The organism is Hymenobacter cyanobacteriorum, from assembly GCF_022631375.1.
GTDB lineage: Bacteria > Bacteroidota > Bacteroidia > Cytophagales > Hymenobacteraceae > Hymenobacter > Hymenobacter cyanobacteriorum.
Map to the genome: position 1 here is coordinate 317,258 of NZ_JALBGC010000005.1, position 14,971 is coordinate 332,228.

Annotated in this window: 14 protein-coding genes and 1 tRNA gene; 7 read left to right on the top strand and 8 right to left on the bottom strand. The window is 58.5% G+C overall.

Going from position 1 to position 14,971, the window contains the following annotated elements:
- Nucleotides 1–5 precede the first annotated feature (5 nt).
- Together MON38_RS19215 and typA are read right to left on the bottom strand one after the other, a co-directional pair.
- Nucleotides 6–521 carry a DUF6630 family protein gene (locus MON38_RS19215; RefSeq protein ID WP_241937785.1) on the bottom strand — a complete coding sequence of 172 codons (516 nt, stop codon included), beginning with the start codon at nt 519–521 and terminating at the stop codon, nt 6–8.
- Between the two features lie 80 nt (nt 522–601).
- Complete coding sequence (gene typA / locus MON38_RS19220) at nt 602–2,413, bottom strand: translational GTPase TypA (protein ID WP_241937786.1); 1,812 nt, start codon at nt 2,411–2,413, stop codon at nt 602–604.
- 228 nt (nt 2,414–2,641) lie between these two features.
- Between typA and msrB the strand changes: the two genes are divergently transcribed.
- The 3 genes from msrB to MON38_RS19235 all read left to right on the top strand — a co-directional run bounded on the left by msrB (nt 2,642) and on the right by MON38_RS19235 (nt 4,594).
- Complete coding sequence (gene msrB, locus MON38_RS19225) at nt 2,642–3,190, top strand: peptide-methionine (R)-S-oxide reductase MsrB (RefSeq protein ID WP_241937787.1); 549 nt, start codon at nt 2,642–2,644, stop codon at nt 3,188–3,190.
- 163 nt (nt 3,191–3,353) lie between these two features.
- Entirely contained in the window at nt 3,354–4,145 is a 792-nt protein-coding gene (locus tag MON38_RS19230) for a DUF3050 domain-containing protein (RefSeq protein WP_241937788.1), read from the top strand.
- A gap of 74 nt (nt 4,146–4,219) precedes the next feature.
- Nucleotides 4,220–4,594, top strand: a complete 375-nt coding sequence (locus tag MON38_RS19235; protein WP_241937789.1) for a hypothetical protein — start codon at nt 4,220–4,222, stop codon at nt 4,592–4,594.
- Between the two features lie 77 nt (nt 4,595–4,671).
- On the opposite strand, the gene MON38_RS19240 is transcribed toward MON38_RS19235, so the two are convergent.
- A complete protein-coding gene (locus tag MON38_RS19240) occupies nt 4,672–5,505 on the bottom strand; it encodes an OmpH family outer membrane protein (RefSeq protein ID WP_241937790.1) in 834 nt (277 codons plus the stop codon).
- A gap of 238 nt (nt 5,506–5,743) precedes the next feature.
- On the opposite strand from MON38_RS19240, the gene metG reads away from it, so the two are divergent.
- Nucleotides 5,744–7,786, top strand: a complete 2,043-nt coding sequence (gene metG / locus MON38_RS19245; RefSeq protein ID WP_241937791.1) for a methionine--tRNA ligase — start codon at nt 5,744–5,746, stop codon at nt 7,784–7,786.
- Between the two features lie 81 nt (nt 7,787–7,867).
- Here the strand turns inward: metG and pth are convergent, their stop codons facing one another.
- From pth to MON38_RS19270, 5 genes are all read right to left on the bottom strand, one after another.
- Entirely contained in the window at nt 7,868–8,434 is a 567-nt protein-coding gene (gene pth, locus MON38_RS19250; RefSeq protein ID WP_241937792.1) for an aminoacyl-tRNA hydrolase, read from the bottom strand.
- 210 nt (nt 8,435–8,644) lie between these two features.
- Entirely contained in the window at nt 8,645–9,217 is a 573-nt protein-coding gene (locus MON38_RS19255; RefSeq protein ID WP_241937793.1) for a 50S ribosomal protein L25/general stress protein Ctc, read from the bottom strand.
- Between the two features lie 123 nt (nt 9,218–9,340).
- A complete protein-coding gene (locus tag MON38_RS19260; RefSeq protein WP_241937794.1) occupies nt 9,341–10,405 on the bottom strand; it encodes a DUF6340 family protein in 1,065 nt (354 codons plus the stop codon).
- Nucleotides 10,406–10,618: 213 nt separating this feature from the next.
- The gene (locus MON38_RS19265) at nt 10,619–11,545 is read right to left on the bottom strand and encodes a ribose-phosphate pyrophosphokinase (RefSeq protein ID WP_241937795.1); all 927 of its coding nucleotides are present in this window, start codon (nt 11,543–11,545) and stop codon (nt 10,619–10,621) included.
- 145 nt (nt 11,546–11,690) lie between these two features.
- Nucleotides 11,691–11,763 (bottom strand) — tRNA-Gln (locus MON38_RS19270).
- A gap of 276 nt (nt 11,764–12,039) precedes the next feature.
- On the opposite strand from MON38_RS19270, the gene atpD reads away from it, so the two are divergent.
- The 3 genes from atpD (at nt 12,040) to MON38_RS19285 (ending at nt 14,902) form a co-directional block, all read left to right on the top strand.
- Nucleotides 12,040–13,545 carry a F0F1 ATP synthase subunit beta gene (gene atpD / locus MON38_RS19275; protein WP_241937796.1) on the top strand — a complete coding sequence of 502 codons (1,506 nt, stop codon included), beginning with the start codon at nt 12,040–12,042 and terminating at the stop codon, nt 13,543–13,545.
- An 87-nt stretch (nt 13,546–13,632) separates the two neighbouring features.
- Entirely contained in the window at nt 13,633–13,881 is a 249-nt protein-coding gene (gene atpC, locus MON38_RS19280) for an ATP synthase F1 subunit epsilon (protein WP_241937797.1), read from the top strand.
- Nucleotides 13,882–14,017: 136 nt separating this feature from the next.
- The gene (locus tag MON38_RS19285; RefSeq protein WP_241937798.1) at nt 14,018–14,902 is read left to right on the top strand and encodes a tetratricopeptide repeat protein; all 885 of its coding nucleotides are present in this window, start codon (nt 14,018–14,020) and stop codon (nt 14,900–14,902) included.
- Nucleotides 14,903–14,971: the final 69 nt, after the last annotated feature.

The following is a 14,971-nucleotide window of genomic DNA, read 5'->3' on the forward strand; positions in this document are numbered from 1 at the left end:
GCTGGCTAATACACGGTTATCCCAAATTCCAATTCCCGCGCCAGTTGACGCGCTTCTTCGGCCTGCGCATCAGCCACTACGCTCAGGGCATATGAGTCGCTATCCAGCGTAAACAGCACTACCGCCAGCCCAACCGGCTCAGCCAAATCCTGCACAATGTCCAACGCTTCGGGGCCGGTTACAGTAGCGCGCCCGCTGGCAGGCTCCGCAAGCCGCATCGGTTGCTTCTGCTGCGTCAGCGTTTCGTTGATGCCGTAAACCAAGTCGGCGGCCGGGTCTTTCCAGTCACTTTCCCAGAGCAGTTCTTCGGCTAGCAGCGCATCAATCAGCGCCAAATCGCGCAATTCCTGCGCCGGCAGCGCCGCCACAATGCCACGCTCCTCCAACTCCTCGGCAAACTGCTTTTGGTAAGCAGCCGGGTCGCGCAATACCAGTTCCAGCCGCTCGCTCACGCGCTGGGTCGCCTCCGCGTCATTCAGGGTAAAGAGCTGCACGAAGCGGCTCAGATTCTCTTGATTCATAAAGTAAAAAACAACATTTGGGAAATGAAAAAGGGCGCGACCAAAGCCGCGCCCTCTTCAAAATCATTCATTCTGAATAATTAGTCAGCCTGCTTGGCGTAGCGCAGACGCTCGTTTTCGTCGAGCAGAATCTTGCGCATCCGAATCGACTTCGGCGTCACCTCCAAGTATTCATCCTTCTGGATGTATTCCATGGCTTCCTCCAGCGAGAACTGACGCTTGGGCACAATCTTGGCGTTGTCATCCGTGCCTGAAGCGCGCATGTTGGTCAGCTTCTTGCCTTTCTGAATGTTCACCGTCAGGTCATTCGGGCGGGTATGCTCGCCGATAACCTGGCCGCCGTACACTTCCTCGCCCGGGTCCACGAAGAACGAGCCCCGGTCCTGCAGCTTGTCAATCGTATAAGCCGTGCCGGGGCCGGCTTCCAGCGAAATCAGCGAACCAGCGATACGGCCGGGGATGGTGCCTTTGTGGTCCTCGTAGTCCACGAAGCGGTGGTTCATGATGGCCTCGCCGCCGGTGGCGGTCAGCACGTTGTTGCGCAGGCCAATCAGGCCGCGCGACGGAATCATGAACTCCAGGTGCTGCAGGTCGCCCTTGGGCTCCATGATGGTCATTTCGCCTTTGCGCATGCTCACCAACTCAATCACCTTGCCGGCCGATTCCTCGGGCACGTCCACCACGAGCAACTCAATGGGCTCCTGGCGTTTGCCGTTGTCATCTTCCTTGAAAATAACCTGGGGCTGGCCCACTTGCAGCTCGTAGCCCTCGCGGCGCATCGTTTCGATGAGTACCGACAAGTGAAGAATGCCGCGGCCGAACACCAGGAACGAGTCCTCCTTATCGGTAGCCTGCACGCGCAGAGCGAGGTTTTTCTCGGTTTCCTTAAACAGACGGTCACGCAAGTGACGCGACGTCACAAACTTGCCTTCTTTGCCGAAGAACGGCGAGTTGTTGATGGTGAACAGCATGTTCATCGTCGGCTCGTCGATGCTGATGCGCTCCAGGGCCTCCGGGTTGTCGGCATCGGCCAGCGTGTCGCCAATGTCGAAGCCTTCGATGCCCGAAACGGCGCAGATTTCGCCGCTGCTCACTTCCGATACCTTCACGCGGCCGAGGCCTTCAAATACGTGCAGCTCGCGCACTTTCACCTTCTTGATGCTGCCATCGGCCTTCATCAGGCTCATGTTGCCGCCTTCTTTCAGGGTGCCGCGGTGCACGCGGCCAATGGCGATACGACCCACGAACGACGAGTAGTCGAGCGAGGTAATCTGCATCTGGGGCGTGCCTTCCAGGGTCGGCGCAGCCGGAATCGACTCGATAACGGCGTCGAGCAGCGGAATCAGGTTGTCGGTTTTGTGCTTCCAGTCGGTGCTCATCCAGCCCTGCTTCGAGGAACCGTACAAGGTCACGAAATCGAGCTGGTCTTCCGAGGCGCCGAGGTTGAACATGAGGTCGAAAACCTGCTCGTGCACCTCGTCGGGACGGCAGTTTTCCTTGTCTACTTTATTCACCACTACGATGGGCTTCAAACCCAAGGCAATGGCTTTGCCAAGAACGAAGCGGGTCTGCGGCATGGCGCCTTCGAAGGCATCCACGAGTAGCAGCACGCCGTCGGCCAGCTTCAACACGCGCTCTACCTCACCGCCGAAGTCGGCGTGACCAGGGGTGTCGATGATGTTGATTTTGGTGCCGTTGTAGCGTACCGATACGTTCTTGGAAACGATGGTAATGCCACGCTCGCGCTCCAGGTCGTTGTTGTCGAGGATAAGGTCGTCGAACTGCTGGTGGGCGTCGAAAATCTTAGAGGCGTGGATAATCTTATCCACCAGGGTGGTCTTGCCGTGGTCAACGTGAGCGATGATGGCAATGTTCCGGATATTGTTGGCCATATGGGTTGGTTTTGCGGGTGCAAAGGTACGGATAAAAAGGCGCAAAGCCTTGTGGTACTCAACTATTAACACGAGCCCCGCTGCCGCACCCCGCCGCGCAGCCAAGCTCGTCGCCCTAAATCGATTAGCTGGGGTGTAAGGTTCCCGGCCATCTTTCGTCTACCTGACCGACCGAACCGGGCCCCGCCGCCGTATGTTGGTCACTCGTCAATTAACCTTGCCTCAACCATGCGTTTTTCCCTATTGCTCCTCCTTGTTTCGGTGCTTTCGCTCAATTCGGCCTGCTCGCAAAAGCGCGACGTAGCGGCCAACACGCCCGCCGCGGCCCGCACCACCACCGGCAAAACCTACCCCAAGCCCCAGCCCGTAACCGGCAAACCCAATGAGTTTCCGGTGCGCCACACCGATGCGGAGTGGAAGAAAATCCTCACGCCCGACCAGTACTACATCCTGCGCGAGCAGGGTACGGAGCGTGCTTTCACCGGCAAATACCACGACAACCACGCCGCCGGCACCTACTACTGCGCCGCCGACCATAACCTGCTGTTTACTTCCGATACCAAGTTTGAGTCGGGCACCGGCTGGCCCAGCTTCTTCGCTCCGGCTACTGCTACCAGCGTGAAAGTGGCTTCCGATAACAGCTTCGGCATGAGCCGCGATGAGATTGTATGCGCTAAATGCGGCGGCCACCTCGGCCACGTCTTCGACGACGGCCCCAAGCCTACCGGCCAGCGCTACTGCATGGACGGCAATGCGTTGGTTTTTGAGAAGAAATAAAAGAAAGCCTGGTGCTTTTCTGAGAAAATTCATATTCATAAGCTCCCCGGGAATCCAACCCGGGGGGCTTTTCGTTTGTAGCGCCCGTACCTGCGCGAAACGGCTTTAGCAGCTGTCGCGCAGCAGTAGCGGACAGTCCTATTTTCTCTTGATTCTTTCACTCATGGAAAATCCCACCGATTCCATTCAGTACCTGCACCAGGCCGTGGAGCCCACGCGCCAGCAGCTGCTCAACAACAGCCTCTATCAGCGCCTCGAAACGCTGGCCGACCTGCGGCGCTTTATGGAGCACCACGTGTTCGCGGTGTGGGATTTTATGTCGTTGCTGAAGGCTCTGCAACGGGATTTAACCTGCGTGGCGGTGCCGTGGGTGCCCTCGCCCAACCCGGCTACGCGCCGCCTCATCAATGAGATTGTGCTGGGCGAGGAGTCCGACGTGGACCCCCAGGGGCGTCCCACCAGTCACTTCGAGCTATACGTGCAGGCCATGGAAGAATGCGGGGCCAACACCGCACCCATCCGGCGGCTGGTGGCAGCCATTGCGGCCGGCCGCACCGTGGGCCAGGCCCTGACGGAAGCCCAGGCTCCTGCTTCGGTGCGCGAGTTCGTCGAAACCACGTTTGATATTATCAATTCCGGCCAGCCGCACGCCGTGGCCGCCGCCTTCACCTTCGGCCGCGAAGACTTGATTCCGGCCATGTTCCGCCAGCTGGTGGGCGAGCTGCGCGACCGGTTTCCCGGCCAGCTCGATACGTTTGTATACTACCTCGACCGCCACATTGAGCTCGATGAAGAGGTGCACGCGCCCCTGGCCGAGCAAATGGTGCGTGAGCTATGCGGCGACGACCCCACGCGCTGGCAGGAGTGCCAACAGGTCGCCATCCGTTGCCTCGAAGCCCGCATGGTGCTCTGGGATGGCATTGTGCCCGTGGGCGTGTCGTTCCTGCCCGCCTAACCGGGCCAACCCCAGGCCCTTGCCCCGCGTTTCAAGCAGGCTGCCCATTCTGGCAGCCTGTTTTGCTTTTCGCTATGTCTTTCTCCTTTTTTTTTCGCCTGAATAACAGCTTGGGTGTGTTGCTGCTAGCCGGCAGCTTGGCCGCCTGCTCGGTTTCGGACCAGGCTTCCGAAACGGCTGCTCCTAGCGCCGTGCCCACTGAAGTGCGCACCGATGCCGACCGCCGCGCTCTCTACAACAGCAACGGCGCGCCCAGTCGTACCGGCTATGCCGTGCCCGATGCCACGCCCAACCGCGTGCGCCTCGGCGAGCAGGCCGCCGACATCAACCGCGAAAAGCGCATTGAAAACGTGAACACCGACGACCCCAACAATACCACGCCCGAAACCCGCCTGCGCCGCCTGAACAATAACGCCCCCGTGCCGCTCGATACCACGCGCCGCCGTTAAATACCAGCCGGCCGACACAAAAAAGCCCGCTGCCAATTGCTGGCAGCGGGCTTTTCTATACGGGTTGCTTTGGTGAGCTATTCGCTAACCTCGCCGGTGCTGGCGCTGTCGGCCGAATTCAGCAGGCCGCCGGCTTCGGGCTCGGGTGCGGCAGCCGGAGTTGCGGCAGCGCGCTTGGGCGCCGCTTTGGTAGCTGGCTTGGCAGCCGGCTTCTTCGCGTTGTTAGACGACGTAGTTGCCGGAGCTGCTACTGGTGCTTCCGCAGCTACCGAGGTTTCGGCAGTGGTTGCGTCAGTAGCCAGAGCAGCCTGGTTACGGGGCTTGGGGCCGCGCTTGGCGCCAGTGGCAGGCTTGGCCGCTGTGGTCGAGCCGGGCTTGCGGCCGCGTTTGCCGGGGGTAGTAGCAGGGGCAGCACTGTCGGGCCCGTCGGCGCGCGAGGTGCGGGGCTTACGCGGAGTACCGTCCTTGTTCAGCGTCTGGCCTTTTTTGCGGCCGCGCTTGCCTTTGCCGGCGGAGGCATTGAGGGCGCTAGCATCCGAGCCATTATCAGCAGCCGAGGTGCCCGCTACCGAATCATAGTGGCGCACAATGGTGTGCAGGGCTTGTTCAAACATGCGCTCCGTGTCGCCATCGAGGCGGCGCGTTGCTTCCTTCACCACTTCCTTCAGCTTGGCTTTCGTTTCTTTGCGGATGCGCGTCACCACTTCGTTCATGCGGTTGTTCAGCTCCTTCTGCAGCTGCTTGGCGGCCGATTTCAACGACTTCTTCTGGCTGGCTTTTTTGCTGGCCCGGTCGTCGTTCAGTTCAGCGGTGGCGCGGCCGGCTTTTTTCGTCGATTTGCGCGCGGCTTTTTCTTCCGGCGTGCGCTTGGGTGTTTTTTCGGCTTTAACCGGGGAAGCAGGTTTTTTCATCTGAAAAAAAATGGTTAGTGAAGGGTGACGGAAAGAAAGGATGAAGCAATCAAAGCGCGTTATTTTTAATTCGGCGCGCTCAAATATAAAATCATTTATGCGTCAAACGGTTCGCCCGGTTTTTTTGTTGATTTAGTTCGGCTCTTTTTTCATTGTTTCTTTGTGCAGCGGAATTGCAGCACCGGTTTTTTAATCGAAAATAATTCGCCCGCTTCCGCTTGCCTACTTACTCGTTATTATGTCAGTTCTTCCTGAGCGGTACACCGTTACCGCCGCTTTGCCCTACGCCAACGGCCCCGTACATATCGGCCACTTGGCCGGCGTGTATTTGCCCGCCGACATTTATGTGCGCTACCTGCGCTCGGCCGGCCGCGATGTAAAATTTATTTGCGGCTCCGACGAACACGGCGTACCCATCACCATTCGCGCCCAGAAAGAGGGCGTTACGCCCCAGCAGGTAGTCGATAAATACCACGCCCTGATTCGCGATTCGTTCAAAGATTTCAACGTGTCGTTCGATGTGTATTCGCGCACCTCGTCGGCCACGCACGCCGAGGTTTCCAGCGGGTTTTTCACCAAGCTGAATAACGAAAGCAAATTCATCGAGCAAACCACCCAGCAGTATTTCGACGAAAAAGCCCAGCAATTTCTGGCCGACCGCTATATTGTGGGCACCTGCCCTAATTGCGGCAACGAAAATGCCTACGGTGACCAGTGCGAGCGTTGCGGCACCTCGCTTAGCCCCACCGAATTAATTAACCCGCGCTCCATGCTCAGCGGCGCGCAGCCCATTTTGCGCGATACCAAGCACTGGTTCCTGCCGCTCGACCAATACGAGCCCTGGCTGCGCGAATGGATTATCGAAGGCCACAAAAATGACTGGAAAACCAACGTCTACGGCCAGTGCAAATCCTGGATTGACCAGGGCCTGCACCCCCGCGCCGTGACGCGCGACCTTGACTGGGGCGTACCCGTCCCGGTACCCGGTGCCGAAGGAAAAGTGCTCTACGTGTGGTTTGACGCACCTATTGGCTACATCTCCGCTACCAAAGAGGCTTTCCCCAACGAGTGGGAATTGTATTGGAAAGACGCTGGCTCGAAGCTCGTGCATTTCATCGGCAAGGATAACATCGTTTTCCACTGCATTATTTTCCCAACGATGCTGAAGGCACACGGCGAATTTATTTTGCCAGATAACGTGCCCGCCAACGAATTTCTGAACCTCGAAGGCGATAAAATCAGCACCTCGCGCAACTGGGCCGTGTGGCTGCACGAATACCTCGCCGATTTTCCCGGCCAGGCCGACGTGTTGCGCTACGTGTTGTGCGCCAACGCCCCCGAAACCAAGGATAACGACTTCACCTGGAAGGATTTCCAGGCGCGCAACAACAACGAATTAGTTGCCACGCTCGGCAATTTCGTGAACCGCGGTGCCGTGCTCACGCATAAATTCTTTGAGGGCCGCGTACCCGAATTGGGCGAATTGCAACCCATCGACCAAGATGCTTTCGCACAATTAGCCGAATTTCCGGCCAAAATTGGCGAACTGATTGAAAATTACCGTTTCCGCGATGCGCTAGCTGAAGTAATTAACCTGGCGCGTCTCGGCAATAAATACCTGGCCGAAACCCAACCCTGGCACCTCATCAAAACCGATGCCGCCCGCACCGGCACTGTGCTGAACGTAGCGCTGCAAATTGCAGCCAGCCTCGCTCCGCTGCTAGAGCCTTTTCTACCCGAATCGGCCCAAAAACTGGCCGCCATGCTCAATCTGGAGTTGGGTAATTGGGCCAGCGCCGGCCGTTCCGACACACTTGCCGCCGGCCATCAGTTGCGCGAAGCCGCGTTGCTCTTCGGCAAAATTGAAGACGCTGTGGTAGAAACCCAGGTGCAAAAATTGCTCGATACCAAAAAGGAAAACCAATTGGCCAATACGCCGGTAGCCCCGGCCAAAGCTGATATTTCCTTCGATGATTTCGGGCAGATGGATTTGCGCATCGGTACCATCACCGCCGCCGAAAAAGTAGCCAAAACCAAAAAACTGCTTAAGCTCACCGTCGATTTAGGTTTGGAAGAGCGCACCATCGTGAGCGGCATCGCCGAGCATTTCATTCCCGAAGCCCTCATTGGCCAGCAGGTGCAGGTATTGCTCAACCTCGCGCCCCGCGAAATCAAAGGCATCCAAAGCCAGGGCATGCTCCTGATGGCCGAAAACGCCGACGGCAGCCTCGCCCTTATGCAGCCCGGCAAGCCCGTGCGCAACGGCAGCGGCGTGGCGTAAGCTGCCGCTATTTGCCTGCATAAAAAAAGGCCCGTTCGCATTGTGCGAACGAGCCTTTTTTTATGCAATGCAGCGCCCGAATTATTTCACGTTCACAATATTCATTGCCCGTTCCAGGCCCATTGCGCCAAAAGCTAAAACGGCCTCGCCCGCCTTTTCAATGCGCGTTGGTAATTCTATTAATTCATCGGCCGAAAACGGGTTCAGTACATAATCTACCTGCCGGCCTTTCGGGAAATTCGCATCCACGCCGAAACGCAGTCGGGCGTATACATCAGTGCCTAGCGTGGCCTGAATGTCTTTCAGGCCATTATGCCCGCCGGCCGAGCCCTGGCCTTTCAGGCGCAGTTTGCCGAAGGGGAGAGCCAAATCATCCGTTACCACTACCATGTTTTCGGCCGGGATTTTCAGCGTGGCCAGCCAGTGCGCGGCGGCTTTGCCACTCAGGTTCATGTAGGTAGTCGGTTTCACTAGCACGTAGGTGTGGCCTTTGTGCTTGAATTCGGTGGTGAAAGCGTGGCGGCCAATTTCGAAGCGCGGCGCGTCGAATTTAGCTGCCAGATAATCGGCCACCATGAAGCCGATGTTGTGGCGCGTGTCGGCGTATTCGGGGCCAATGTTGCCCAGGCAGAGAACTAGAAATTTCATCTGAACCGCAGATTTAACGGATTGAACGGATTGCACAGATTCCGGCGTCAATGCTCAGAAGCTGCTGCTACGTGGGTAGCACTGCGCAATGCTTTTGCTGCGCAAATAAAAAGCCGCCCCAAAATTGGAGCGGCTTTTTGATTGAAGCGCAAATTGTTGGATGAAAGAATCGGTTCAATCCGTTTACTCCGTTCAATCTGCGGTTCAGAATTACTTGTTGGCGGCCATTTCGCCTTTCAGCGCACGCGGGATGGTGATGGTGGCGATAGGAGCAGCTGGGTTGGTGAGGATGGTGTAGCCTTTCGGCTCTACGGCACCCACTTTGATGGATTTGCCGAGCTCCATGCCGCTGATGTTTACCTCCACGAAGTCGGGCAGGTTTTCGGCGGTAGCACGCACTTTCACTTTGCGCAGCTTGCTCACCAGCTTGCCACCGGCCAGTACGCCGGGCGAAACGCCCACGTATTTCACGGGGATTTCCATCTTCACTTCTTTGCCATCCTGCAGCTCGAGGAAGTCAACGTGCAGCAGCATTTCGTTCACGGGGTGGAACTGGGCATCCTGCACGATGGCACGGTACAGCGTGCCTTCCACGTTCAGGTCCACAATGTGCGCCTCCGGCGTGTACAACAGTTCGCGGAACAGGATGGCGGGCACTGAGAAGTGCACGGTTTCCTGGCCGCCATACAATACGCACGGTACTTGAGCGTCGAGGCGCAATGCCTTGGCGTCCGTTTTACCGAGATTCGCTCTTTTAAACCCTACAATCTCGAGGCTTTTCATAAAAGTGGTTTTTGAGAAGATAAAAAATGGCCCGTTTGCTACCGGCGTTGGTCGCAAACGGGCCGCAAAGGTAGGGCTAAATCGGCCGAAAAGCCAACGGGTTAGGCAGAAAAACCGGCCGGGCTAATTCACCGTCGGCACGCTCTTCAGTTGTTCCTGCACCACCGCCTGCGCCTGCATGCGGTCGTTCAGCACCCGCAGGTACTGGCGGGCCTGGGCATTGTCACAGGTGAAAGCCGCCTTCTTCGCCCAGTCAATGGCACCGGGCAGGTCGCCGCGCACCTCGCTGGCCACCGCCAGGTTGTAAAAAGCCCGGCCGGCAATTTTCGGGTCGAGGTGGCGGGCCGACTGCTGCCAGAGGGTGGCCGCGCCGGTCCAGTCGCCAGCCTCGGCGCGCTGGGCAGCTTCCTTCATGCGGGCATCTTTTTTAGCCGAAGTAAAATAGTCCCGGTTCAGGTCGATGTAGGAAGGCGCGATGCGACGGGCGTAGCCATCACCGGCCCGCTGCGCCACCCGCCGGATGCACTCCTCGGGCGGCGGCAACTGGCGCAGGGCGGCAGGATAGGTATCGCCATTGCCGCTGAAAACCAACTGGTCTTCCTGCCGGGCCTGGTCGAGTACGAAGCCTTGGGCCGCACCGTAGGTGCGGAAACCGGTCACAATTTTCATCACCATTTCTACGTGCACGGTGGGCACCTTGTGCTCGTGGCCTTCCTTGTCTTTATAAGTGCGGAAGCCGTTGGTGTGGCTCAGCAGCATATCCGAGTCGAAGGCTTCGAGCACCACCAGGCCATCCACCTGCGTGCGGCGGCACAAATCCTGCACGTAGCGCGGGGCCAGCGGCGGCAGAAAAAACTCGCGGCTACGGCCCAGCAGCTGCAGTTGCGCCTGCGTCACCTTAAAGCGGTAGCTGTTGTTAGCCAGCGCCTGGCCTACCACGTTCACGCACTCGTCGGCCCCGGCGCGGTCCACGCCCGGGCCTTCGCCGGTGAAAGCGCCTTCCATCACGTCAAAGAACTTATCGCGGCGCGATTCCGGGATAATGCGGTTGGCGGTGGCTACGCTTTGCAGGTTGGCCGGCATTGGCACCGCCGCCGGGGCCAGCGCCCGAATGTGCACCGAAGAAGCGCAGGCGCTCAGCAGCAGCGCGGCTAAAAGGGTGGAAGCGGAAGTGTAAAGTTTGTTCATGGCGTTTGCAGAAAAAAGTTCCAGTTGGGAAGTCAGTTCTACAAAATTGTGCCAGTTTTAGGGACAGTGACGGAGTAACGCCGAAAAAGGAAACGTCCTGCTGAGCGCAGTCGAAGCATCTCTACCGAGGAAGTAACCAATTACTCTTCGCGGTAGAGATGCTTCGACTGCGCTCAGCAGGACGTTCTGAATAAGGCCCGTTCAGGTGCGTATTTACACGAACAGCGAGCTGATGCTCTCGTGCGTCACCACGTTGCGAATGGCGGCCGCAAACAACGGTGCCAGCGAAATGACGTGGATTTTGTCGTTGTGCTCGCGCTGCGGAATGGTGTCGGTCGTAATCAGCTCGGTGAGCTGCGAGGCGCGGATGCGGTCGTGGGCCGGGCCGCTGAGCAGCGGGTGCGTAATTACCGCGCGCACCGAGTTTGCCCCGCGCTCCATTACCAGGTCGGCGGCTTTGCAGATGGTGCCGGCCGTGTCCACCATGTCGTCCACAAACACCACGTCCATACCCTTCACATCGCCGATTACCTGCATCGAGGCAATCTCGTTGGCGCGGATGCGCATCTTGTCACAAACCACGATTTCGGCCCCGAATTTCTTGGCAAAGGCGCGGGTGCGCACCACGCCGCCCACGTCGGGCGAGGCGAAAATCAGGTTTTCCAGGTTCAGCGACTTGATGTACGGGGCCAATACCGTCGCGCCGTCGAGGTGGTCGACGGGAATGTCGAAGAAGCCCTGAATCTGGCCGGCGTGCAAGTCGCAGGTCATCAGGCGGTCGGTGCCCACGCTCTGAATGATGTTGGCCACCACTTTGGCCCCGATGCTCACGCGCGGCTTGTCCTTGCGGTCTTGGCGGGCGTAGCCCATGTAGGGCATCACGATGTTGACTTTGTAGGCCGATGCCCGCTTGCAGGCGTCCACCATCAGCATGAGCTCCATGAGATGCTCGGCCGGGGGAAAGGTGCTTTGCACCAGAAACACCTCGCAGCCGCGTACGCTTTCGTTGAAGCTTGGGCCCATCTCATTATCGGCAAAGCGTTGCACGGTGAGGTCGCCAAGCGACGTGCCATAGGCGGCGGCAATGCTTTCGGCAAGCGACCGGGAAGCGCTGCCGGCAAATATTTTGACCTGTTTCATTGGGGAAGGTGCTAAGAATGAATGGGTGGGCGAAAAGTGGCGGAGGGCAAGGCCGTGAAAACTTGAAGGGATAGAAAAGCGAAAGGCGCTGACCACTCCGGAAATTGGAGAAGCCAGCGCCTTTTCGTTTACTCGAGCGTTGTCGTTGTCCGACCAGGGCTCGAACCTGGACTTTCTTGAATCAAAATCAAGCGTGTTGCCAGTTACACCATCGGACAATTTCCCAGCGGGCTACGTGCCGTTTGGGAGTGCAAATGTACAGCCGAAAAGATTCGAGGCAAGTATTTGGCGAAAAAATTTCTGCAAAAAAATGCGTCGCCCACCGCCCGAAATGCCGCGCATACATGCTACAGGCTGATTTACACCGGCTAAGTGCACCGGGGTAGCCGATAGGCGCGCGCGCCGGCTGCAATGGATTGGGGTTGGAAAACCGGGGTTTGGGCCGTAATTTTGCGGCCTGAAAAGAGCATTAACTTCATCATAAATACAACCAAATGGCCAATACCGGCAAAATCACTCAGGTCATCGGCCCCGTCGTTGACGTGAGCTTCGCGGGCGAAAACACGAAGCTGCCCAACATCCTCGACGCGCTCGAAGTCACGAAAGACAACGGCCAGGTAGTGGTACTCGAGTGCCAGCAGCACCTGGGCGAGGACCGGGTTCGGACCATTGCCATGGACTCGACCGAAGGCCTGACCCGCGGCGCCGAAGTGCGCGACATGGGCGCGCCTATCTCGATGCCCACCGGCGACGGCGTGAAAGGCCGCCTGTTCAACGTTATCGGCCAGGCCATCGACGGCATTCAGCAGCCCAAAAGCGCGGGTGCCCTCTCCATCCACCGCAACGCCCCGGCGTTTGAAGAACTGGCTACTTCGTCGGAAGTATTCTTCACCGGCATTAAGGTGATTGACCTGCTCGCTCCTTATGTAAAGGGTGGCAAGATTGGTCTGTTCGGTGGTGCCGGCGTAGGCAAAACCGTACTGATCCAGGAGCTTATCAACAACGTGGCCAAGGCCTACGAAGGCCTGTCGGTGTTTGCCGGCGTGGGCGAGCGTACCCGCGAAGGCAACGACTTGCTGCGCGAATTCATCGAAGCCAACATCATCCGCTACGGCGACGCCTTCAAGCACTCGATGGAAGAAGGCGGCTGGGACCTTACGAAAGTGGACCTCGCCGAAATGGAGAAGTCGCAGGCCACCCTCGTGTTCGGCCAGATGAACGAGCCCCCCGGAGCCCGCGCCCGCGTGGCCCTGTCGGGCCTGACCATTGCCGAGAGCTTCCGCGACGGCGACGGCACCGGTGCCGGCCGCGATATCCTGTTCTTCATCGACAACATCTTCCGCTTCACGCAGGCAGGTTCGGAAGTATCGGCTCTGCTGGGCCGGATGCCGTCGGCCGTAGGTTACCAGCCCACGCTGGCCACCGAAATGGGTGCCATGCAGGAGCGCATCACCTCGACCAAGCGCGGCTCGATTACCTCGGTGCAGGCCGTGTATGTGCCGGCCGATGACTTGACTGACCCGGCCCCGGCCAACACGTTTGCTCACTTGGACGCCACGACGGTACTGAGCCGCAAAATCGCCGAGCTGGGCATCTACCCGGCCGTTGACCCGCTGGACTCGACCTCGCGCATCCTGTCGGCCGACGTGCTCGGCGCTGACCACTACAACACCGCCCAGCGCGTGAAGGAGTTGCTCCAGCGTTACAAGGAACTCCAGGACATCATCGCCATTCTGGGTATGGACGAACTCTCCGAAGAGGACAAGCAGGTGGTGAACCGCGCCCGTCGCGTGCAGCGCTTCCTGTCGCAGCCCTTCTTCGTGGCCGAGCAGTTCACCGGCCTCAAAGGCGTGCTCGTTGACATCAAAGACACCATCAAAGGCTTCAACGAAATCATCGACGGCAAGCACGACCACCTCCCCGAGGCGGCCTTCAACCTGGTTGGTAACATCGAGGATGCCGTGGCCAAAGGCGAGCGCCTGATTGCGGAAGCCAAATAGATAGAAGGGTTGAATTTTGAGGGTTGAGTGTTGAATGGATGTTCCGTTAACTCAACCCTCAAAACTCAACATTCAACATTCCAAAACATGCATCTAGAAATCATCACCCCCGACCGCAAGGTTTTCGAAGGCGAAGTGACGTCGGCCCAGTTTCCGGGTGCCGATGGCTCGTTTGAAGTGCTGAACAACCACGCTCCGCTGATTGCCGCCCTGAAGGCTGGCGACGTGACCCTGACGGGCGGCGCAGGTGGCCGGGAGGTCATCCGCATCGAAGGCGGCGTAGTGGAAGTGCTGCGCAACAATGTGATTGTGCTGGCTGAAGGCACGGTATCGTAAAGCTCGCCGCAGCTTAACGCCTGATTTACCGATGAAAATCCCCGCAATGCCTGGCATTGTGGGGATTTTTTTGTGCAGATTCGGATAGAATACATTACTTTGCAGTACAATTTATTCTTCTTTACATACTGCAAAAATGGTACAACGAGTTTTCTGGGTGTTGGTGCTCTGGGTAGGGCTGAGCAGTTGGGTGCTGGCCGATGGGTTTCGGGAGCAGTTTCGGGCGGCCTTTAAGGCGGGAGATTTGACCGGGGCTGAGAAAGTGCTGACCGACTGGGAGAAAGCCACGCCGAAAGACCCCGATTTGTACGTGGCCCGCTTCAACTTTCTGCTGAACAAGGCCACCAAGCGCACACCGGTTCCGTCGGAGCCAGTAGCAGCAACGGCGGGCGCGCCCGCACCTGCGCCGCGCCCGCAGCAGGTGCTGGTGAGCTACGACCCAGCTATCATGGCCCAGGCCTCGGCGGTGTTGAAGCAGGGCATTTCCCTAGCCCCCGAGCGGCTGGACATGCGCATGGGCCTGGCCAAAAGCTACGAAATGGCGGGCCAGCCCGGGCCGCTGCTCCAGACGATTCGGGAGACGCTGGAGGCGCGCAAAAACGGCGGCAAGCCCTGGCTATGGCGCGACGGCGTGCCGCTGCCCGGGCCGGAAAATGCGTTTGTGCCGGCCGCCATCGAGCCGTTTGCCAGCAACTACTGGAAGCAGCCGGGCGACAAAGGCCTGGAAAACGGCCGGCCCATTGCGGAGCTAATGGAGGAATATTTCCCGCAGAATTCGCTGGGCTATTTCAATATGGGCGTGTACTACGCGCACCTGCACAAAACCCAGGAGTCGTACGAGAAGATGCAGCAGGCCGATGCGCTCGACCCCAACGATGTGTCGACGCTGATGAACCTGACCCGCATGGCCATCGAACTGAAGCAGAAGGACAAGGCGCTGGCCTACCAGGAGCGCCTACGCAAGCTGCCCAACGGTGGCCCGGCGGCCGACAGCTTCGCCAGCGCCATGCAGAAGCTGTAGAACCTGCCTGGCGGCTATGCTGAAAAGCCTTTCCCTGCTGGGGAAAGGCTTTTTGGTTTTTGGGCGGGG

Bases quoted from the DNA above. Each gene is read 5' to 3' on its own strand.
- MON38_RS19215 (WP_241937785.1), bottom strand. From the start codon at position 521: ATGAATCAAGAGAATCTGAGCCGCTTCGTGCAGCTCTTTACCCTGAAT.
- typA (WP_241937786.1), bottom strand. From the start codon at position 2,413: ATGGCCAACAATATCCGGAACATTGCCATCATCGCTCACGTTGACCAC.
- msrB (WP_241937787.1), top strand. From the start codon at position 2,642: ATGCGTTTTTCCCTATTGCTCCTCCTTGTTTCGGTGCTTTCGCTCAAT.
- MON38_RS19230 (WP_241937788.1), top strand. From the start codon at position 3,354: ATGGAAAATCCCACCGATTCCATTCAGTACCTGCACCAGGCCGTGGAG.
- MON38_RS19235 (WP_241937789.1), top strand. From the start codon at position 4,220: ATGTCTTTCTCCTTTTTTTTTCGCCTGAATAACAGCTTGGGTGTGTTG.
- MON38_RS19240 (WP_241937790.1), bottom strand. From the start codon at position 5,505: ATGAAAAAACCTGCTTCCCCGGTTAAAGCCGAAAAAACACCCAAGCGC.
- metG (WP_241937791.1), top strand. From the start codon at position 5,744: ATGTCAGTTCTTCCTGAGCGGTACACCGTTACCGCCGCTTTGCCCTAC.
- pth (WP_241937792.1), bottom strand. From the start codon at position 8,434: ATGAAATTTCTAGTTCTCTGCCTGGGCAACATTGGCCCCGAATACGCC.
- MON38_RS19255 (WP_241937793.1), bottom strand. From the start codon at position 9,217: ATGAAAAGCCTCGAGATTGTAGGGTTTAAAAGAGCGAATCTCGGTAAA.
- MON38_RS19260 (WP_241937794.1), bottom strand. From the start codon at position 10,405: ATGAACAAACTTTACACTTCCGCTTCCACCCTTTTAGCCGCGCTGCTG.
- MON38_RS19265 (WP_241937795.1), bottom strand. From the start codon at position 11,545: ATGAAACAGGTCAAAATATTTGCCGGCAGCGCTTCCCGGTCGCTTGCC.
- atpD (WP_241937796.1), top strand. From the start codon at position 12,040: ATGGCCAATACCGGCAAAATCACTCAGGTCATCGGCCCCGTCGTTGAC.
- atpC (WP_241937797.1), top strand. From the start codon at position 13,633: ATGCATCTAGAAATCATCACCCCCGACCGCAAGGTTTTCGAAGGCGAA.
- MON38_RS19285 (WP_241937798.1), top strand. From the start codon at position 14,018: ATGGTACAACGAGTTTTCTGGGTGTTGGTGCTCTGGGTAGGGCTGAGC.